Here is a 19,844-nt window from a genome sequence, read left to right as displayed (position 1 = left end):
TTCAATGCCCTTGAGTACAAAGCTAAATCAACCCAGTAAAATAGCGATTATCGGCAATGGCGTGATAGGTAATCTACTGGCTTTTCGCTGTCATCAGCTTAGTTACAACTATGTGGTTGTCACGCGAGATAATCAGAAAATTGAACTTGATGTGAGTGATATTGATAATAGGCAATACCGTTTTCATTTGCCTGTTGGGTCTCTTAATTCAGTCGCGGAAAGTGACATCATCATCATACCTATAAAAGCCTACCAAGTGGCTGATTTCATTGAACAGGCCCATAGCTACATCAAACCTTGGCAAACCATTGTCTTGCTGCATAACGGCATGGGCACCATTGAGCGCGTGCGACAGCAACTGCCACACAATAACTTGCTGGCTGCCACGACTACTTACGGGGCATTTAAGCCGCAGGTAGATCAACTGGCGATAAAGGGCTGTGGAGAGACTCAACTCGGCTGGATTCAGTGCAATGTTGCTGATCATAAAGTTGAGATTCAAAACATGTTGTCGGCCCTGCTGCCGCCCTCGCATTGGCATACCGACATCCTCTTTCCTTTGTGGATCAAACTGGCCATTAATGCGGCTATTAATCCTTTGAGTGCTTTATACAAGGTAAAAAATGGCGAATTGGCTCAAGCCAAATACCAAATACAAATTGCCGCGATATGTGATGAAATAACCCTTATCATGCAACATCTGGGATTTGAGCTTGAGTCAGATAGATTGATAAATGCCGTCAAACAAGTAATACAGCAGACCCGTGATAATTATTCTTCTATGAATAGAGATTTGCAGGCTAAACGTAAGACTGAGATAAATTTCATCAATGGCTATATTGTTGAACAAGCGGCCCGTTTCAACTTACCTTGCCCAGTTAATCTTGCCCTTTGTAGAGAAATTCGGCAACGGGAAGTGTCGACATAGTAGAATTCATCATTAAGTAGCCAAAGCTTTGGATTGTTGCTCTGGAGTCATCTACACTAAAGCCCTGTAAAGTAACCAAGCCCCAACAATAGAGGCAGATTCTTGCAACATTCTATTTTACTTACATTTGCATCACATCCTTTAACCGAATTTTCAGCGATACTCTTTACTTTACTGTATATGTATTTAGCCGCACGCGGAAATATTTGGTGTTGGTTAGCCGGTTTTATGGGTGCATTTTTGTACACTTTTATCTTTATCTATTTAAAAATAGATAGTCAGGTTCTTCTCAATATTATTTATATGCTCATCGCTGTTTATGGCTGGATGGTATGGTTAAGACCTTTAGGTAAAAACCAGACCAGCTTATTTGTCAGTCTGTCTGCAAAAAACAATATAAAACTAATGATAGCCATTATTGGTCTTGCCATCGTTTTTCGTTATTTACTGGCACCTTGGTTTAGCGAAACCCACCCTTTTGTTGAGTCTTGGCTATTTTTTGCCAGTTTATTGGCTTCAGCATTAACGATGTTTCGTGTAATGGAGAGTTGGATATATTGGTTGCTAATTAATGCTATTTCTTTAGTCATTTATTGGCGAACGGGAGAGACAGTTACTATTGCGTTATTCTTAAGTGGAATGCTGCTGGCTATTTATGGCTATTACAATTGGCGACAACTTTACGCCAAGGATATACAAGACAGCTTGCAAAAAGCCCCTAAACCCAGAAGGGTCTAGGGATTATTATCGCCGGATTACTCTGCCGCTTCTGGCTTCATGTGTGGAAACAAGATAACGTCTTTGATGGTCGGGCTGTCGGTAAATAACATTACCAATCTATCAATACCAATTCCTTCGCCTGCAGTGGGAGGCAAACCGTATTCCAAGGCACGAATATAATCTTCGTCAAAATGCATCGCTTCGTCGTCACCGGCATCTTTTTCAGCGACTTGTTTACTAAAGCGCTCAGCTTGATCTTCAGGGTCATTTAACTCCGAAAACCCATTGGCTAATTCACGGCCGCCAACAAAAAACTCAAAACGGTCAGTGACAAAACTATTATCATCATTGCGTCTAGCCAAGGGCGATACTTCCCAAGGATAAGCGGTGATAAAAGTAGGCTGGTCAAGTTTTTCTTCTGCGGTGGCTTCAAATATTTCACACAGATATTTACCCGCCCCCCAGATACCATCGACTGCAGGCTCTTTGATACGCAGTTGCTTAGCCATCGCTTTTAGCTCAGCTAGATGATTTTCAGGGTCGTTTATCGCCACAACATTTGCGTCAGGCCAGTATTTAATAATGGCTTCGTTCATCGACAAACGCGCGAAGGGCTGAGCAAAATCGTAATGTTTTTCTAGCACAACATTGCCTTCTTTGTCCTTGACGGTGTTTTTAATAATCGCACTGCCAAGAATGTCTTGCGCCAATGTGCGCAACATTTCCTCAGTTAAGTCCATCAAATCATGATAGTCAGCATAAGACTGATAAAACTCTAACATGGTAAATTCTGGGTTGTGACGAGTCGATAGTCCTTCATTTCTGAAGTTGCGGTTTATTTCGAATACTCTTTCAAAACCACCAACCACTAAGCGCTTTAAATAGAGCTCTGGTGCGACACGTAAATACATATCGATATCCAAAGCGTTGTGATGGGTCACAAAAGGTTTGGCTGTTGCACCGCCGGGTATCACCTGCAACATCGGCGTTTCAACTTCCAAAAAGTTGCGTTGCGTTAAGAAATTACGAATACCACTGACAATTTTACTGCGAATAAGAAAGGTATCACGGGTATGTTGATTAGTGATCAAATCGACATAACGCTGACGATACTTGGTTTCTTGATCTGCTAAACCATGGAATTTTTCTGGCAATGGACGTAAGGACTTAGTGAGTAATTGATACTCGCTCATATTGACGTACAAATCACCTTTACCGGATTTGTGCAACTCGCCCTTTACACCAATAATATCGCCAATATCCAAACTGCCGTAGCGAGTTTTGATGTCGGCTTGTGTGTCTTTTGAGGCATAGGATTGAATACGTCCCAACATATCTTGCAACAACAGAAACGGCCCACGTTTAGCCAATATTCGACCAGCAATACTCACCACTTTACCTAAAGATTCGAGCTCAGATTTTTCCTGCTCACCAAACTCAGCTTGCAAATCAGCGCTGTAAAACTCCCGTCTAAAGTCATTGGGAAAACCGTTTGATTTGCACGTTTGGCGAATGTGAGCAAGTTTAGCGCGACGCTCAGCGATCAGTTTATTTTCGTCTTGTTGGTGTTCAGTCATCGACTTTCCTAAAATATAATTAGCTACGTTTTTACAAACCAGACTTTAAGCTGGCTTGAATAAATTTATCAAGATCACCGTCTAATACTGCTTGGGTATTACGGGTTTCAACGCCGGTACGTAAATCTTTAATACGTGCATCATCTAACACGTATGAGCGAATTTGGCTGCCCCAACCAATATCTGATTTACTGTCTTCCATGGCTTGTTTTTCAACATTTTGTTTGTGCATTTCATGTTCGTATAACTTAGCTTTTAACTGCTTAAAGGCTTGATCTTTATTTTTATGCTGAGAACGATCGCTTTGACATTGCACCACGATATTGGTGGGTAAATGGGTGATACGCACCGCAGAATCCGTTCGGTTAACGTGCTGCCCGCCCGCGCCAGAGGCACGATACGTATCAATGCGTAAATCAGAGGGATTGATCTCTATTTCAATATCGTCATCAATTTCAGGGTAGACGAATACCGATGCAAAGGAGGTATGACGTCTATTGCCGGAGTCAAAGGGTGATTTTCGAACTAAGCGGTGCACGCCGGTTTCTGTGCGTAACCACCCAAAGGCATATTCGCCAGTAAATTTAATCGTGGCGCCTTTAATACCAGCAACATCACCGTCTGACACTTCCATTAACTCAGGTTTGAAGCCATGGGCATCACCCCAACGTAAATACATGCGCAGGATCATGTTAGCCCAATCTTGCGCCTCGGTGCCGCCTGAGCCAGATTGAATATCTAAATAGGCATGGTTAATGTCATTGGGGCCAGAAAACATACGCCTAAACTCTAGTTTTTCTAGTTGAACAACGAGGTCTTCAAGTTCTTTTTGCGCTTCATCAAAGGTTTCTTGATCTTCTGCTTCTTGCGCCAACTCAAGCAAACCCTCAACGTCTTCACTGCCTTGGCTTAGATTATCAATGGTTTCAACCACTAATTCTAAGGCCACTTTCTCTTTGCCTAGATTTTGCGCGCGTTCTGGATTGTTCCACACGTCGGCACTTTCTAATTCACGATTAACTTCTTCTAGACGCTCTTTTTTGAGGTCGTAGTCAAAGATACCCCCTAAGTGACTCTGCACGTAGTCTGACGTCGGCAAGGGTATTAATTACTGGATTGATTTCAAACATAAAATTGATAGCTAAGCTGCATAATTGATTACGATTTTAGGGCGCGAATGTTAGCGGATTTTACAGCTTTTTGACAGAGGCAAAATAAATTAAGATATAAGTTCTGCCTCGGCAATCACTTTATTGTAAATACCGAAGCGAAAAAGATAATAATTAGCGGTTTAATTTAGCTAAAGTTTCAACTAACTCTTTGCCAATACGTTTCAAACCAGCAATGGTTTGTTCGTCATCTATAATACCATTTTCGGTCAACAAGGCAGACACTTTGGCAACGGCTTTTTGGTTAGGCAATACCATAACCCCAATATTTTCAAGTAGCATACGCAGGGGTACCAAACCACGTAAGCCACCTAAAGCACCGGGACTGGCTGCCATAATACCTGCTACTTTGTGGCTAAAGCCTTCTAGCGGTTTTTCACCTTCAGCGCGTCTTGAAGCCCAGTCGATGGTATTTTTTAATAAGGCACTATAAGCACTATTGTGCTCAGGAGAAGCGATTAAAAAACCATCGTGCTCCTTTAATAGCTGTTTAAACTTTAATGCGTTGGCGGGAATACCTGATTGTTTCTCTAAGTCTTCATCCATCAAAGGCAAGGGCAAATCAGCTAAATCTAATAGGGTTACCTTGGCACCCGCATCTATCGCTCCTTGCACGGCGATTTTTAAAATAATTTTATTATATGAATCTTTACGTGCACTGCCTGCAAAGGCCAAAATTCTGATCATCACTTATCTCCTTATCTTGTAAAAAATCATCGTATTACTATTCATAGTCACTGAACTATACCTACATTTTTTCCATTGTATCAATACCCAGAAGGTCCAAACCGAGTTTTAGGGTACTGGCCGTTAACTTAGCTAACATCAAACGACTGCCTTTTACGTCATCGCTTATGCCCTCTTTTAATATCGGACAAGCTTCGTAAAAACTCATAAATAAACTGGCTAATTCATACATATATGTACAAAGTACGTGAGGTGTAGCCTCTTGGCTCACTTGATTAAGTGCTTCAGAACATTGCAATAGTTTAATGCCCAAGGCTTTTTCTTGGCTTTCAAGCAACTGGATGTTAGCCGCATTGTTTTGTAAATACTGTTCGGCTTTACGAAATATACTTTGGACTCGAGTAAAGGCATACTGCAAATAAGGCGCAGTATTACCTTCAAAGCTGAGCATAGAATCCCAATTAAAAATATAATCTGTTGTGCGATTTTTACTTAGATCAGCATATTTGACCGCACCGATACCTACTTTATGGGCAATATCTTTACGCTCTTGCTCACTTAATTCTGATTCACGCTGATTAATCAGGTTCTCTGCCCTTTCAATCGCTTCGTCCAACAGTTCGGCTAACTTAACCGTACCGCCGGTCCGCGTTTTAAAAGGTTTACCATCATTGCCTAACATCATACCAAAGGGACAATGTTCGTAACTTTGCTCTGGTGCAATAAATCCAGCTTTGCGCGCCACTAACTCCGTTTGTTTAAAATGCAAGGCTTGGCGAGCATCGGTGAAAATTAATGTTCTATCTGCAGCCAATACCTTGCTACGATAACGGATAGCGGCTAAATCGGTAGTAGAATACAAATACCCGCCACCTGATTTTTGAATGATATAAACAGCTGGCGTACCTTCTTTATCTGCTAATTCATGCAGAAAAACTACCTGAGCTCCTTGATCTTCAACAGCGATTCCTGAGGATTTTAGTTCAGTAACTACTTTAGCTAAATCAGGGTTATAGGCACTTTCACCCATCACATCTTTGCGGGTCAGGCTCACATTTAACTTACGGTAAACATCTTCACTGTGGGCAATCGACACGTCGATAAAATTCTGCCAAAGTTGTAAACACTGGGCATCACCACTTTGTAATCTGACCACATATTCGCGCGCTCTATCGGCAAAACCGTCTTCATTGTCAAAACGCACTTTAGCTTGACGGTAAAAATCTTCTAAATCGGAAAGGGCGGTTTCAGCGACCTGATTAGCCGCCAATTTATCATTAAGATGCGCCAACAACATACCAAACTGGGTACCCCAGTCACCCATATGATTTTGACGTATTACCTTACTGCCCATAAATTCTAGGGTTTTGGTCACGGCATCACCAATAATGGTGCTGCGCAAATGCCCCACATGCATCTCTTTGGCTAGATTAGGTGCAGAATAATCAACCACAACAGTTTGTGGCAAATTGGCTTCAATTGCTAAGCGCTCACTTTGACCCGCTTGCTCTAATAATGAAGCTACCCACTGCATATTCAAATGTATGTTAATAAACCCTGGGCCAGCAATGTCTAATTTTTCGACTTCATCTGATAATTCCAAAACATCAATTATCTGCTGTGCCACCTCTCTAGGTGGCAACTTCATGCGCTTTGCCAGAGCCATCGCGCCATTAAATTGATAATGACCAAACTCTGGGCGGGTACTGCGACTTAGGGGCAAAGCAGTATCTGTTGGCGCGCCTATTTTGGCCACCGCTTGTCTAAATTTATCTAATAAAAAACGTTGTAAATTCATACTTTTGTGTTCACTTTATGTGGTTAAAATTCCGCGGTGGAATTGGCTACTCGTTAATGCTCTCTGGTCGTATGGAATGCAATCTCGGGATAGCGTTCCTTGGCAAGTGATAAGTTGACCATGGTGGGCGCAATGTAGGCCAGATTGTCGCCACCATCTAAGGCCAAGTTTGCCTCCGCTTTATTACGAAACTCTTCTAATTTACGCTCGTCTTTACAGGTAACCCAAACGGCGGTTGAAACGTTAACATGCTCATACATAGCGTCGACGTTATATTCACCTTTTAAACGGGCTACCACCACATCAAACTGCAATACTCCCACAGCACCCACTATCAAATCATTGTTTTGCAGGGGACGAAACAACTGCACAGCCCCCTCTTCTGATAACTGAATCAAACCTTTCAACAGTTGTTTTTGTTTTAAGGGGTCGCGCAAACGAATACGTTTAAATAACTCTGGAGCAAAGTTAGGAATACCTGCAAAGCGGAAATTTTCACCCGATGTAAAGGTATCGCCGATTTGAATAGAGCCATGATTGTGTAAACCTATGATATCGCCCGCATAGGCTTCTTCCAAAAGTTCTCTGTCGCCAGCTAAGAAAGTCAAGGCATCAGAGATACGCACTTCTTTACTGATACGGCTTTGAAACATCTTCATACCTTTTTGGTACTTGCCGGCAACGATGCGACAAAAAGCGATCCGGTCGCGGTGTTTAGGATCCATGTTGGCTTGGATTTTAAAGACAAACCCACTGAACTTTTCTTCGCTGGCAACTACGTCACGTTCGCTGGTTTTGCGCCCCTGTGGCATTGGCGCCCAGTCCACCAAACCATCTAACATATGGTCAACCCCAAAATTACCCATGGCCGTGCCAAAAAAGACCGGAGTCAACTCACCAGCAATAAATTCTTCTTGGTTAAACTCGTGCGATGCGCCTTTGACTAATTCCAACATATCGCGCAGTTCTTGAGCATAAACGCCAATCGCTTTATCTAGTTCAGGATTGTCGATGCCTTTAATTGAACGCACTTCTTGGATGGTGTGACCTTGACCGCTTTTGTATAAGAAGGTTTCGTCGAGGAGAATATGATAAACCCCTTTAAATTCTTTACCCATGCCAATAGGCCATGTGATAGGCGCACATTTTATTTTCAGTACATCCTCAACTTCATCAAGTAAATCAATAGCATCGCGGGTATCACGATCCATTTTATTCATAAAGGTAATAATCGGCGTATCACGTAAACGTGTCACTTCCATTAATTTAATGGTACGTGCCTCTACCCCTTTAGCGGCATCAATAACCATTAGACAAGAATCAACGGCAGTTAAAGTACGGTAGGTATCTTCGGAGAAATCTTCATGTCCCGGCGTATCCAACAAATTAATCAAGGCAGCTTTGTAAGGGAATTGCATCACAGAGGTAGTAATTGAAATACCCCGCTCTTTTTCCATGTCCATCCAGTCTGACTTAGCATGCTGTCCCGATTTTTTACCTTTTACGGTACCTGCTTTTTGCAAGGCATTGCCGTATAACAATACTTTTTCAGTGATAGTGGTTTTACCTGCATCCGGATGCGAAATGATCGCAAAGGTGCGGCGTTTGTTAACTTCATGCAAATATGTCATGGGACGATAAACTCAAAAATGGCGGTTCAAATACTAATTGGCCGCGGATTATACACGAATTTATACACTTAGCCCCCCCTGTGGCAAAAGCATTAACATTCTTTATCAAAGCTTTTGTTTTTTAATCAAGCTCACTTAATTTCGTGAAATGTGACTAATTTAACCAATGACTCCCTCCCCTCCTTATCCTGCCCTACATATAATTATCGCAGTTTTTTGTTTACTCAATTCATAGATTAATTTATAGTCAAAATCTAGGTAAGTTTTTTACCTGTCGTATTATCCAGTCAATCCATAAAATGAGATCATTGCTATGTCACATAATAAAAAATTTAGTGGCGCCCAACTTAAAGCCCTGCGCAAAGAAGCTGGATATACTCAGGAAGAACTGGCCTTAAGAGTGGGAATTAGCCGTGAGACCGTTTCTGCAATAGAAAATGAAAAACCGGAAACCATAAATAATATCGGTGTTGAGATTATCAGTAAATGGTGGTCAGTTTGTCGACAAAAAGCATCACAACAAACACGCGAGTCTTTCTTTTCTGCAGTCATGGATTATTTCGGTTTTAAGCTTAGCTAATGTTAGCCAGCGTTTATATACGTCAGTTACTTACTGCACTTTTTGGAGGGTTGTTTGTTGCTTGCGGAATCATGACTTTTGGTAACGCTTATATTTTTGATCGTTTGTTTATCGGCATACTGATTTTTACCGCTGTAATCTGTTATCGCAATATTAACATCGTCAGTGTCCTGCTTATTATATTGCTGCAGCGTTGCATCGAAGAGATGGCATGGTTTGGCCTAGAAAATGCGATTACTATTAAAGAGTTATTATATTTACTGGCGATCGCTGTTACTTTTTATTTACGCTTTGATCCTATCGCAAAATGTGTTGCCGCAATATTGGTATTAGTCATAAGCGCTGAAATTTACTGGTATATCGTTGACTATCCCGCACCAGAAATTTACTGGCACGTCACGTTAATGATCAGCAATTTATTCAGTCGTTATCTGATATTTTCTAGACTCGCTTTGGTTGATAAATATTTCCCTTTGAAGGCATCTTCAACCCAACTAGATTGGATTATTTATCGGCTTATGGGCACCACAGTCATTATCCAGTCTGCTGCCTTACTTGAATACCTAGCAAGGCATATTCTAGGTTATTCAAATGTGCTTTTCATCTACTACTCTTACCCATTTTTAATGCATGCTATTGGCATGTTTGCAATATGGGCCACCTTTAATGAAAGTTATAAGCACTTACTGCCGAGATTATTAAAAGCTTAAAACTCTACATCTGAACATAAAATGTACATAATGGTCTGGGCGAAAATTTTGCCTTAATCAATGACCATTATAAGAGGACATTTTATGCAACTACTTGTTACAACTATACTTATTTCTGCTGCACTCATTTCACCTACTAGCACTTTATCCACATTTCGATATGAAAACCAATACTTGGCCATGAGCAAAGGTCAACAAAAACCTCCGGTATTGCTAACCATGAGCAAAGGACAGCAAAAACCACCGGTATTGCTGACCATGAGCAAAGGACAACAAAAACCACCGGTATTGCTGACCATGAGCAAAGGACAGCAAAAACCACCGGTATTACTGACCATGAGCAAAGGACAGCAAAAGCCTCCTGTGCAACTCGCCTAAAGTCTCCTCCTCACTCTACCTAAGCTTAAATTAGGCATATTAAATTTGCATAGCAAAATGTCTCACTGAGTCAGTGGGACTTTGTATCTTTTACTTCTCATAGCCAGTAAGAAAATTATTTACCTATAAGTTTCAATAATTTACCTAATTAAGCCGTTTTTTTTTACCATGTGGAGTTCAATCCACAATTGTTGCTCTACACTAAGCGCGAAAAAGAAAATAGAGCCAAAAAGAAATCGAAATGTCTTTATTGTTGTTTCACTTATAAATAGGAATGAATATGTATATTACTGGCAGTGATCTAAGAAAAATGCGTCTTGAAGCAGGTTTAACTACGGTAAAAATGGCTAAATTAGCCAATGTTAAAACCCGTAAAACTTACGAAAACTGGGAAAAGAATGTTGGTAGTCCTGGTATGAATCAATTTATTGCGATGTGCGTAGGGTGTAACTTTAACTCTTCTAAATTCGTAAAATTGGCCCTTGATAGACAAGATAGCAGCGAGCCATTAAATATTGGTGCAGCAAGGCGTTAAGTTTTGAACCTGGTTAGACGGAGCAACTGGCTCATATTGCTCCGTTAACACCATCATCCGTTTCCCTGAGTAACACTTTATTGCGATTGATCCATTTTGTCGCTTAGAGACAACTTCATGATTATAGCTGACTCAGTCCCCGTTTCAGTTTGATAATACTTTTTACGCTTTTCAATCAGTTCAAAACCAGAGTTGGTATATAAGTGTTGTGCCGCACTATTAGACTCGCGAACTTCTAACCAAATTTCAGCACCGTTACGCATACGGCACTGCTGAATAAAATGCATTAAAATTTGCCGACCTAATCCCTGCCCCTGCTTTACAGGATCTACCGCAATGTCCATTAATGTGATTTCGTCTAAAACCTGCAAACCAATATAATAACCCTGTACCTGCTCCGATATTTTTAATTGATTAGCAAAATAAGGGGCAGTCAAGCAGTCAAAAAATACCGCTTTGGACCAAGGTTTAAACTGAACTTTGCTGTGCAGTTCGAAAGATGTTTGCCCATTCTGAGCGGTTATCACTTCAAACATGGCTGATGCGCTTTCAAGTTGCTGCATTAGGCATTTGCTGAATTAAGCGCCATAACTGCTTTTTCAACTTACCATCACTTAAAATCTGAATGGCTGGCGTCATTAATTTGTTTGCAGATAAGCTGAGGGTCTTATCAGAAATTGACCAGCATAAGGCATAGTCTTTAGCTTGCTTTACTTGCTCAGTCGTTAACTGCAACTTGGGCATGCTTTCTAAGCCCATGGCAGTAAGTATATCGAGCACCAAGATAGGTAAAGGCTCTGCTAAATCGAATAAACAAATAACCTGATCTGTGTAGGAGACACTCTCTTGTTTTTGCTTTAGTTGACTGAGCTTTTCCAGTGCTTTGCTTTGTACCGCAGCTTTATTGATCTCAGTCGCATGAGGAACGGCATGGGACGACGTTCTTTTGGCCTGCTCACTACTCACATTTAAGTCTGTTGCGGCTTGCTGCTGGGATTGCCAACACATAACACCGAGTTCTGTTAATACTGCACGTTGATAATCAGATAACATAGCAACTAAACTGTCTCCATAACGATTTTTCAATGGATGATAAGCATAACATTAACTAGCGAAGAGATAAGTAGAAGATAACACGTGGGAAATTGGCAGGGGTGGAGGGATTCGAACCCCCAGCCATCGGTTTTGGAGACCGCTGTTCTACCATTGGAACTACACCCCTGCTGAGCCGCTGAATTATACTGATGCATAAATAAAGGTAAAGTGCTTTTAAGCGACTATTTGAAAACTAAACATCAAACGCTTATATTTTATGCAAAAAGACTAAAATAAGCTCATATTTGGGTGAAGGCGAGCTGCCAAAATTCATAGGTTTTATTGACCAAAGGTAGCATATTGGACACTTTGGCGTTAACTAACTGCGGATCCAACAAACCGAGTTTGGCATATTCCTGAATGAGAATGTGTTTATCAGCTTCATCAAGCCGGTTTACTGTACAACAAGAGGCAATATCAAAATAAGGGCTATTGTGTCCTGCGTATTCCCAATCAAAAATTACCCCATCCTCGTCTAGCGGCACATGTGAGAAAGATAAATCATTATGGCATAAGACACTACATTGCTCACACTCTTGCTGCCACTGCTCTAACAACCCTTGGAGCTCTGTTTGTTGATAAACACTCAGCTGTACATTACCTTTGTGCAAATATTGCAGCCAGTCTTTGTGCAGGTCAAGTTTGGCTAAAATAATGTCGCTTTGATGTATTTTATTTAATTGAAGAGCTAAACGTCGACATTTGTCGACATTACTCAACTGACTTTGCTGCAAACTGCGGTGATCAACCCATTGGTCTAACTGAAACTCAGATTTTTTTGACAAATATATCGGTGCAGGCGCCAAATTTTGCTTAGCTAAACATTGTTGCTGTAAAAATAAACGCGGCCGATCGAGTAAATCCGCACTTTGAGCATCAAACAATTTCAGGAAATAATTTTGTTCATGCTGTTTAACACAAAAGCTAAGGTTAACGGCTCCGCCTTGAATAGGGCTTAGACTTAAACCCTCGCCCAATATAGGCAGTAACTCATCAATGACACTGGCTATTTTACTATCCACTGCTTAATTCTTAATTGCCGTAGATTGGTCATAATTATCCACTTTGCTTTTGCTCCACTGCATATAACCGTATATTGCAAACAAGCTGTAGATAACAAACAACAACCCCGTAAGTACCAAGCCTTTTGCAAAGTATAAATAAACGGCTACCGCATCAATGACAATCCAATACAGCCAATTTTCTCTTACTTTACGTGCCACTAAGACCGTGGTGAAAACGCTAAATACCGTAATAAAGGCGTCAAGATATACATACTCGGTATCAAATATAGATGAGCCAACTGCGCTTATTATAAGACTCAGGACAGTTAACAAAAAAATAGACCATATATGACTTCTCACCGGCCAACTTTGAATACTGTCATTTTGACCACTGTTCTTTTGCCACTGCTGCCAACCATAAATAGCCATCAGCAAATAATAAACATTGAGCATGGCATGAAACGGTAGCGTCACTTCCCAAAATACATAGGTATAAAGTGCGGTGCTAGCTAAAGCGCAAGGCCAACACCAGATGCTCTGCTCAGCCGCAAGCCAAACATAAAATAGCGCTAAAATCACTGCGACAACTTCCAACCATGACTGATTACTTAGTTGCTGTAATAGCAGATTGACAATTTGCTCCATCAATCTTGCGAACTCATTTTGTCACCATTTAGAAATTTACACACAAATATAGCTTGGCCAATTTCTTGGTGACTTCTTTGCATCTCTTCAGCCAGAATCTGCATAGTGGTTAAATAATCTCCACTCACTATGGTGTTTGTCGTCGACGTATGTACCTCAAGTTGGGAATAGGTATTTAACCTATCAATAAAAGCTTGAATAGGTGGGATATAATCGAGGTTTAATGGATATAAAGAAATTTCTGCAACCAGTTTCATTTTGCAATCCTAAGAAAAATAAATATCAGGGTAAGTCCATTTGACTCACCCTCGCAATATTGTTTAAAAATCGTACTTAAGGCTCACACCGAGGCGGCGCGGCTCACCAAATTGTTCGTAAGTATGAGTCGCATATTCGTCTCTTGGGTCATTACCAAAATAAAAACCTCTATTGGCGTATTCTTGCTCGAAAATATTACGTGCATAAACACTTAATAGCCAATCACCTAACTGGTAGCTCAAATTGCTGTGCACAATGGTCTGTTTGTCAGAGCGTTGATCGTGACTAAATGAATAATAAAAATTATCTTTAACATCCACTTCTATCAACCAAGTGATATTCTCATTCAATTGCCAGTTGATACCAGCATTAATCTGATAACTTGGTGCATGGGCTTGCTCGCGATTATTAAGATTTTCAAATTCATCACCAATACGACGGGTAATATCTTTAATGTTCGTTTTGAGCCAACCAATACTTAAAAATGTAGCAACATCGTCAGACAGTATTGCAGTAATATTGGTTTCTATACCGTAATTAGTGCCACTGGCCGCATTGTCGTAAAAATCAACAAACGACTGATCTTGCACAAAAGAATTTTTATATTGGATATCTTCGCGCCATTGATAAAACACGTTAAAATCAAGGCTTAAACTGCCGTCGTTATTGGTCCCTTTAACGCCAAATTCAGTACCTAGCAAAGATTCTGCACCAAACGTAGGGTTGTCTAAGAGGATTTGTTGAAAGGATGCCAGTCCCTCATCGTAGGCTTTACTTAATGCCTGCCCATTAACACCGCCCATTTTATAGCTACGTAATCCACTAAGGTAGAGCATGGTATTGGTGTTAACCTGCTGATGATAACTAAGTTCTGCCCCCCAATCGTCGTGGTCTAAGTGTTGCTCAATAGCTTTACTGTCTAAGTAATCAAAGGATTGAGATGCGAGTCGCAAACTTGTTGTTAACCACTGCGTATCACTTAATACATACTTATAATGTGCAAACAAAGCGCTATCTTGCCTTTGGACTTGGCTAGAAAAAATATCACTGTAGGTATAAAAACGTTCAAGATCTTCGTCTTTGTCAGCATAATAAAAACCAACCAACCAGGCATTATCGACCCTAGACTTGCTGCTCAGTTTGGCCTCTATACTCTTATCTTTGCGTGTTCGATAATACTCGTCGGTAGACGAATATTCCCAATCTGGAGCGATACCAACATAACTCCAGTCTTCGTCATAACCGTAGGCAAGGTCTGCATCCAGAGCAGTGGCTTGAAGTTGCAGATTTGCCCAACTCATCCCTTGGTAATCAGCAGTCATTGCCAATGCTTGACTTTTTTGTCTGTCAAAGCCTGGTTGATCAGATAGGGTTGTGCGATTTCTATCTAATGAAAAAGCATCGTAACCATTATCAACATCAACAAAATGAACCGTGGTATTAAGGCCTAAGTCGGCTGTTATTTGCCAATCAATTTGTGCTCTAGCGGTGAATTCATCTTGGTTGTTGGTATCATTGCGCCCTAACCACACATTTTCTATAAAACCATCACTGCTGTTCTGATGAACTGAAATTCGGAAATTGGCAGCGTCACTTAATGCCCCACCCGCAGCAGCACCCAGATTCCAGCTATTGTAATTAGCGAGTCCAGCTTGAAAATTTACACTTGTTTGTTCACTGGTAGGGGTAGAAATAACATTAATCATGCCCGCTAAACCATCAGCACCAAAGCGCGCACTATTGGGGCCTTTAAATATCTCTACCTGGGCAATATCAAAAGTACTAGCACCGGCCAACAATCCTGAATAATTGATGCCATCGACTAAATAACCTACCGAAGGATTGATCGGGTCAACAAACTGACTACGTTCACCAATACCGCGAATTTGCACAAAACGCCCACGGCTCGCTCCTGTCGCAAAATTAACGTTCGCAGCACGATTTAAAATTTCATCTAAATGTTGAGCATGACGCTGCTGAATAGCAAGAGCAGATATCACATCAATGCTAGTGGCCAACTCAGACAAAGGTGTTGTGGTTAATGCACCATAGACTAAAACACGCTCGATTTCGTCTTCGGCTGTCACTGTAAAAGCAGCACTAAGCAACAAGCTTGAAATAGTTAAATTAAGTAAGTTTTTCTTTGAATTTATCATAGGATCTCTTCAGCTATATTTGAAAAGATCCGGCATTACGGCAGGTCAATGGGGATATGTTGTCTTACCATTCCTACGCCGGTATTATCCGGATCAGGTGTAAGGGTTCGTGCTTTACAAAAACACATCTCAGCCTTGCGGCACCCCTTGGCTTACTATTTAATAATAACCAAATAGCTTGCGTAGTCTAACAGTCTAATTTTGCTGCGCAAGCGAATAGACCAGACAATTTAGCATTATTTATAACTAATTCATTATCTTACCAAATTAGCGAAGTTGTAATTTGGCTAATTTTTGTGTGGAGAAAAACGAACTTTCTTGACTGATCCATACTTCGCCATTTGGACTAACGCACACACCTTCCACTTGATTAAAACCAGCTAAAGGGTAACTTGCCAACAAATTAAAGCGCCTGTCCATTTTAGCAATAAACGGAGAAAAACTACCCAAGCCATACAAACTATAACCGACTAGCACGTATTCTTTGGTTAAAGCATTATAATCTACGCCAGTAATAATACCGGGTAAGCCTTCTACTGTGACAATAGGCTCAATTTTTTGCTTTAACTCAGTTTTACTCAATTTATAAATATGTAAGTCATTGGTTTGCCAGCTCTTTGAAAAAAGCATTAAATCATCATCAACACTGACTAGCGCTTCTGCATCAAAATCATGATTGAGGTATTCATTTTTTTCAATCGAATTGTCGGCATAAGAAATCTGTAGGCTGCGTTTAATCTTTGTCGCAGATGTATCTTTGTCTACTACATGAATCTCTACAAACTTACGTTTGCCATTGTTATTGCCAATATCACCAATATAGAAATGTTGCTCATCACCGGTGAGCGACTCCCAATCTCTATTTTTAATATCTAATTTTATTTTATTTTCAATTTCGCCGACTAAATTTAACTTATAAACAATTGGCTCATTGCCCGAATCATTTAAGGTATAAATAGTGTTCTGGTCAGGGCAGAACAATCCTGACGTTTCTGCCAATTCAGGCGGTAAAATAAATTCTTTAATTAAGGTATAGCCTGGTCTGTCTGATGCCATTGAACTGCATGCTGTCGCCAATAAAACCCCTGTAAGTACAAGTACTTTCATCACAATATTCATTCCCTTTTGCTTCATTATTTGGATTCCAATTTGGCGCTTTTACAAAATAATACTAAACACTTAGACGAGTCTACTGATTTCTTGTTTTGTTTGAATTTCTAGTTGTTCCAATGTTTTACCGTGAGCGACGGGTAAACGAGTTTCAGGGTCAAGTTTCACAAACACGATATCATCGGCAAGACAGATAGTTTTTTTGGTGATTTTATTTCTAACCAAACAACTGACGGTAATAGAGGTAATACCAACATTTTTTGTGGTTAAACCAAATTCAACAACATCGCCCACCATCGCAGGGGATTCAAAACTGATTTCACCAATATGCTTGGTAACCAGTACGTTCGTTTCTAACTGACAAATAGCATAGATAGCCGCTTCTTCATCAATCCATTCTAAGGCGCGACCACCAAATAATGAGTTGGCATAATTGAGATCACTGGGCATCACTAATCGGCGGGATAAAAAGCGCATTCGTATTCCTTGTAAACTTTGCATAAACTAGCAGGCGCTATTATACATCCATAAGACCTAATATCAGTGAAATTGTACAATCAAATACTACCTTGGTTACATCAAAGGGCACAAATTACCGTTCACCGTCAGTTATTGCTGATAAGTGGACCAGAGCGATGGGCTATTGAACAAGCTAATACCTTACTAGCCGAGTCATCGTTGTTGCTGTGGATTGGTAACAGTGAGGGCTTGCAGAACAGCAGTAATAGTCAACAGTATCGCCAATTTCTGGGACAAGAATATCAACACTTACTGATTAATTGTTATTCTGGTTTTAGAGCCAATGCCGTTATTGCCCTCAGTGGTGTAGTGCGTGCCGGTGGACTAATGGTTATTATTTGCCCAAGTATTGAAGACTGGCCGACCTACCTCGATCCAGAATGGCAAAATAGGGTGTCTTTTGGCTATTTGTCGTCTTTCACAACAAGCTCGTTTATTCAGATACTTACGAGCAAACTACAAGCAGATGCCAATGTCGCATGGTTGACTCCGACCGAATTTAGGGGCTCAATCACCCAAATTCCTTCTTCAAGACAACAAATTAGCTTTGAGGAAGATAAATTTGATGAACAATCAGCAGCGATATCAGCGATTATTAAAGTGGCAACCGGTCATAGAAATCGCCCCTTGGTTTTGAGTGCCGATCGCGGCAGAGGTAAATCATCGGCACTAGGTTTAGCGGCCGCCGAGTTGATCAATACCTATGGAAAAAATATTATTATTACCGCTCCCTCTCCTGCCACCATTGAGCGTGTTTTTCATCATGCCGAAATTAATATTCACAACCTAAAAGTAAGCAAAAATCAGCTTGAATCAGACACGGGAAGCCTCACTTACTGCGCCATTGATGACTTACTGCAAAATGAACATTGCGCCGACATCCTCTTTATCGACGAAGCAGCTGCATTGCCAACTCATTTTCTGATGCAAGTCATTGATAGATTTTCACGTATTGTTTTTAGCACCACTTTGCACGGTTATGAAGGCAGTGGTCGTGGTTTTGAACTACGCGTAAAACAGTATTTAAAACAACACAAACCACAATTCAAAAGCTTGCAATTACATCAGCCACGGCGTTGGTTATGTGGGGATTACCTTGAGGCCTTATGGTTTGACGTGTTTTTTATGGCATCACCGCCAGCACCTGAGATGAAGGTTTGCAATGAAAAAGTTGAATATTGTCGCATAAGTAAACAACAACTAATCGGTGACTTAGTTCAGACTCAGGCTATTTTTCAATTATTAATTAATGCGCATTACCAAACCAGTCCCGATGACTTAGTCAGACTGTTTGACTCGCCTGAGCAACATTGTTTTGTGATCAAACAAAATCAACACATATTGGGCGTTGCTCTGATTATTGAAGAAGGCGGCCCGTTTTTAGCTGAAGTAAATCAAAAAATCGCCACAGGCGCTAGACGTGTGAAGGGTCACTTATTGGCACAAAATCTTGCTCTTCAGTATGCCCAAGGTGCTTTTTGCGAGTTAACACAATGGCGTATCACGCGCATTGCCATCGCAGAAGAATTGCAATCACAAGGAATGGGCCAACAATTAATCAATTACATTGCCGTTAGCGCGCAAAGCAATAATATCTCAGTGTTAAGTAGTTCTTTTGGTCTCAACTTAGATCTGCTTAGATTTTGGCAAAAAGCGGGCTTTAGTGTTGTTAATCTTAGCCAGCAATCCGAGGTATCCAGTGGCGAACACAGTGCGCAACTGATCAAACCCTTAACCTTACCTGCCGAAGAATTTTTATTAGCGATGCAACATGAATTTCAAGCAGAGCTACTTTATCAAGCCGATAAATCTTTGCAGCAATTTGAGACCCAAGTGCTAAGTGAACTTTTACTGGCATGCCCCCTAAACTTTGCCAATGAATTCACTTCAATTGAGATTATTGAGCAGTTTTATGCCGGCACTCGACCATTAGTAAGCTGCAAAAGATTATTAAAAAGCTATTTCATTGCTCAACTACACAACACCGCATCAACACTCACGAATACTCAATTTCTATTGTTAGTAGCGGTATTACTGCAAAACGTTACCAACATAGAAATCAGCAAAAAATACGCCCTCAAAGGTAAAAAAGAAATAGAAGAAAACATCAGGACTGCCATAGGCCTATTGATCACTTTTAATAAACGCTCTGCCCATGCGTCGACACTTGAACACTGAGCAGCAGCGACAGTTTGCACCGCAAGGTACACAAAGTGAGCACTCGTAGAATATCCTAACATCTATTCGCTTTTCTCAGTGGGCGCAGCCTCTGTGTCCTTATATGGACTCCCTCAATACTGTCAATCGTTGTTTTAATTAAACTAAGTTAGATGCTTGCTTATAT

Annotated in this window: 20 protein-coding genes, 1 tRNA gene and 1 riboswitch; of the genes, 7 read left to right on the top strand and 14 right to left on the bottom strand. The window is 40.7% G+C overall.

Annotated elements, in window-relative coordinates; all coding sequences use genetic code 11:
• The first annotated feature begins 4 nt into the window (after positions 1–4).
• Both ABKW31_RS20960 and pnuC (ABKW31_RS20955) read left to right on the top strand, forming a co-directional pair.
• Complete coding sequence (locus tag ABKW31_RS20960) at positions 5–928, top strand: 2-dehydropantoate 2-reductase (RefSeq protein ID WP_348618577.1); 924 nt, start codon at positions 5–7, stop codon at positions 926–928.
• Positions 929–1,030: 102 nt separating this feature from the next.
• Positions 1,031–1,666: a nicotinamide riboside transporter PnuC gene (gene pnuC / locus ABKW31_RS20955; RefSeq protein WP_348618576.1), complete on the top strand. Its 636-nt coding sequence runs from the start codon at positions 1,031–1,033 to the stop codon at positions 1,664–1,666.
• A gap of 17 nt (positions 1,667–1,683) precedes the next feature.
• Here pnuC (ABKW31_RS20955) and lysS read toward each other — a convergent pair whose 3' ends face one another.
• The 5 genes from lysS to prfC form a co-directional block, all read right to left on the bottom strand.
• A complete protein-coding gene (gene lysS, locus ABKW31_RS20950; RefSeq protein ID WP_348618575.1) occupies positions 1,684–3,225 on the bottom strand; it encodes a lysine--tRNA ligase in 1,542 nt (513 codons plus the stop codon).
• Positions 3,226–3,256: 31 nt separating this feature from the next.
• A protein-coding gene (gene prfB / locus ABKW31_RS20945; protein WP_348618574.1) for a peptide chain release factor 2 occupies positions 3,257–4,355 on the bottom strand; the annotation gives its coding sequence in 2 pieces (ribosomal slippage) (positions 3,257–4,279 and positions 4,281–4,355; 1,098 coding nt in all).
• Positions 4,356–4,508: 153 nt separating this feature from the next.
• Positions 4,509–5,081: an NAD(P)H-dependent oxidoreductase gene (locus tag ABKW31_RS20940; RefSeq protein WP_348618573.1), complete on the bottom strand. Its 573-nt coding sequence runs from the start codon at positions 5,079–5,081 to the stop codon at positions 4,509–4,511.
• A gap of 61 nt (positions 5,082–5,142) precedes the next feature.
• Positions 5,143–6,879, bottom strand: a complete 1,737-nt coding sequence (gene argS / locus ABKW31_RS20935; RefSeq protein ID WP_348618572.1) for an arginine--tRNA ligase — start codon at positions 6,877–6,879, stop codon at positions 5,143–5,145.
• A 53-nt stretch (positions 6,880–6,932) separates the two neighbouring features.
• Positions 6,933–8,510 carry a peptide chain release factor 3 gene (prfC, locus tag ABKW31_RS20930; RefSeq protein WP_348618571.1) on the bottom strand — a complete coding sequence of 526 codons (1,578 nt, stop codon included), beginning with the start codon at positions 8,508–8,510 and terminating at the stop codon, positions 6,933–6,935.
• 313 nt (positions 8,511–8,823) lie between these two features.
• Here prfC and ABKW31_RS20925 point away from each other — a divergent pair, with 313 nt between their 5' ends.
• From ABKW31_RS20925 to ABKW31_RS20910, 4 genes are all read left to right on the top strand, one after another.
• On the top strand, positions 8,824–9,090 hold the full coding sequence (locus ABKW31_RS20925; protein WP_348618570.1) for a helix-turn-helix domain-containing protein: 267 nt from the start codon (positions 8,824–8,826) through the stop codon (positions 9,088–9,090).
• Positions 9,090–9,800 (top strand): hypothetical protein, encoded by a 711-nt coding sequence (locus ABKW31_RS20920; protein WP_348618568.1) that lies wholly within the window; start codon positions 9,090–9,092, stop codon positions 9,798–9,800. Before ABKW31_RS20925 ends, ABKW31_RS20920 begins: the two co-directional genes overlap by 1 nt.
• A gap of 84 nt (positions 9,801–9,884) precedes the next feature.
• Positions 9,885–10,178, top strand: a complete 294-nt coding sequence (locus tag ABKW31_RS20915) for a hypothetical protein (protein ID WP_348618567.1) — start codon at positions 9,885–9,887, stop codon at positions 10,176–10,178.
• A gap of 280 nt (positions 10,179–10,458) precedes the next feature.
• The gene (locus tag ABKW31_RS20910; protein WP_348618566.1) at positions 10,459–10,713 is read left to right on the top strand and encodes a helix-turn-helix transcriptional regulator; all 255 of its coding nucleotides are present in this window, start codon (positions 10,459–10,461) and stop codon (positions 10,711–10,713) included.
• Between the two features lie 77 nt (positions 10,714–10,790).
• Here the strand turns inward: ABKW31_RS20910 and rimI are convergent, their stop codons facing one another.
• From rimI to ABKW31_RS20865, 9 genes are all read right to left on the bottom strand, one after another.
• Positions 10,791–11,276 carry a ribosomal protein S18-alanine N-acetyltransferase gene (gene rimI, locus ABKW31_RS20905; protein WP_348618565.1) on the bottom strand — a complete coding sequence of 162 codons (486 nt, stop codon included), beginning with the start codon at positions 11,274–11,276 and terminating at the stop codon, positions 10,791–10,793.
• Entirely contained in the window at positions 11,263–11,799 is a 537-nt protein-coding gene (locus ABKW31_RS20900) for a DNA polymerase III subunit psi (RefSeq protein WP_348618564.1), read from the bottom strand. Before ABKW31_RS20900 ends, rimI begins: the two co-directional genes overlap by 14 nt.
• Before the next feature lie 60 nt (positions 11,800–11,859).
• Positions 11,860–11,935: transfer RNA gene (locus ABKW31_RS20895), tRNA-Trp, on the bottom strand.
• A gap of 112 nt (positions 11,936–12,047) precedes the next feature.
• Positions 12,048–12,830: a phosphotransferase gene (locus ABKW31_RS20890; protein WP_348618563.1), complete on the bottom strand. Its 783-nt coding sequence runs from the start codon at positions 12,828–12,830 to the stop codon at positions 12,048–12,050.
• Between the two features lie 3 nt (positions 12,831–12,833).
• A complete protein-coding gene (pnuC, locus tag ABKW31_RS20885; RefSeq protein WP_348618561.1) occupies positions 12,834–13,457 on the bottom strand; it encodes a nicotinamide riboside transporter PnuC in 624 nt (207 codons plus the stop codon).
• Positions 13,457–13,714: a hypothetical protein gene (locus tag ABKW31_RS20880; RefSeq protein WP_348618560.1), complete on the bottom strand. Its 258-nt coding sequence runs from the start codon at positions 13,712–13,714 to the stop codon at positions 13,457–13,459. The genes pnuC (ABKW31_RS20885) and ABKW31_RS20880 overlap by 1 nt, the downstream gene beginning before the upstream one ends.
• Positions 13,715–13,777: 63 nt before the next feature.
• Positions 13,778–15,871 (bottom strand): TonB-dependent receptor plug domain-containing protein, encoded by a 2,094-nt coding sequence (locus ABKW31_RS20875; RefSeq protein WP_348618559.1) that lies wholly within the window; start codon positions 15,869–15,871, stop codon positions 13,778–13,780.
• Between the two features lie 53 nt (positions 15,872–15,924).
• A riboswitch (TPP riboswitch) is annotated at positions 15,925–16,029 on the bottom strand.
• 109 nt (positions 16,030–16,138) lie between these two features.
• Positions 16,139–17,005 (bottom strand): hypothetical protein, encoded by an 867-nt coding sequence (locus tag ABKW31_RS20870; RefSeq protein WP_348618557.1) that lies wholly within the window; start codon positions 17,003–17,005, stop codon positions 16,139–16,141.
• Positions 17,006–17,050: 45 nt separating this feature from the next.
• Positions 17,051–17,458: a hotdog domain-containing protein gene (locus ABKW31_RS20865; protein ID WP_348618556.1), complete on the bottom strand. Its 408-nt coding sequence runs from the start codon at positions 17,456–17,458 to the stop codon at positions 17,051–17,053.
• 66 nt (positions 17,459–17,524) lie between these two features.
• Between ABKW31_RS20865 and ABKW31_RS20860 the strand changes: the two genes are divergently transcribed.
• Positions 17,525–19,678, top strand: coding sequence for a GNAT family N-acetyltransferase (locus tag ABKW31_RS20860; RefSeq protein WP_348618555.1), 2,154 nt, complete (start codon positions 17,525–17,527; stop codon positions 19,676–19,678).
• Positions 19,679–19,844 lie beyond the last annotated feature (166 nt).

It is taken from the genome of Paraglaciecola sp. 25GB23A, from assembly GCF_040012495.1.
GTDB lineage: Bacteria > Pseudomonadota > Gammaproteobacteria > Enterobacterales > Alteromonadaceae > Paraglaciecola.
Note: the sequence above shows the minus strand (reverse complement) of the source record. Positions and strands in the feature narration are given on the sequence as shown.

Excerpts from the sequence above, each read along its gene's own strand:
- ABKW31_RS20960 (WP_348618577.1), top strand. The coding sequence starts at position 5 with ATGCCCTTGAGTACAAAGCTAAATCAACCCAGTAAAATAGCGATTATC.
- lysS (WP_348618575.1), bottom strand. The coding sequence starts at position 3,225 with ATGACTGAACACCAACAAGACGAAAATAAACTGATCGCTGAGCGTCGC.
- ABKW31_RS20940 (WP_348618573.1), bottom strand. The coding sequence starts at position 5,081 with ATGATCAGAATTTTGGCCTTTGCAGGCAGTGCACGTAAAGATTCATAT.
- argS (WP_348618572.1), bottom strand. The coding sequence starts at position 6,879 with ATGAATTTACAACGTTTTTTATTAGATAAATTTAGACAAGCGGTGGCC.
- prfC (WP_348618571.1), bottom strand. The coding sequence starts at position 8,510 with ATGACATATTTGCATGAAGTTAACAAACGCCGCACCTTTGCGATCATT.
- ABKW31_RS20925 (WP_348618570.1), top strand. The coding sequence starts at position 8,824 with ATGTCACATAATAAAAAATTTAGTGGCGCCCAACTTAAAGCCCTGCGC.
- ABKW31_RS20920 (WP_348618568.1), top strand. The coding sequence starts at position 9,090 with ATGTTAGCCAGCGTTTATATACGTCAGTTACTTACTGCACTTTTTGGA.
- ABKW31_RS20915 (WP_348618567.1), top strand. The coding sequence starts at position 9,885 with ATGCAACTACTTGTTACAACTATACTTATTTCTGCTGCACTCATTTCA.
- ABKW31_RS20910 (WP_348618566.1), top strand. The coding sequence starts at position 10,459 with ATGTATATTACTGGCAGTGATCTAAGAAAAATGCGTCTTGAAGCAGGT.
- rimI (WP_348618565.1), bottom strand. The coding sequence starts at position 11,276 with ATGCAGCAACTTGAAAGCGCATCAGCCATGTTTGAAGTGATAACCGCT.
- pnuC (WP_348618561.1), bottom strand. The coding sequence starts at position 13,457 with ATGGAGCAAATTGTCAATCTGCTATTACAGCAACTAAGTAATCAGTCA.
- ABKW31_RS20880 (WP_348618560.1), bottom strand. The coding sequence starts at position 13,714 with ATGAAACTGGTTGCAGAAATTTCTTTATATCCATTAAACCTCGATTAT.
- ABKW31_RS20875 (WP_348618559.1), bottom strand. The coding sequence starts at position 15,871 with ATGATAAATTCAAAGAAAAACTTACTTAATTTAACTATTTCAAGCTTG.
- ABKW31_RS20870 (WP_348618557.1), bottom strand. The coding sequence starts at position 17,005 with ATGAAGCAAAAGGGAATGAATATTGTGATGAAAGTACTTGTACTTACA.
- ABKW31_RS20865 (WP_348618556.1), bottom strand. The coding sequence starts at position 17,458 with ATGCGCTTTTTATCCCGCCGATTAGTGATGCCCAGTGATCTCAATTAT.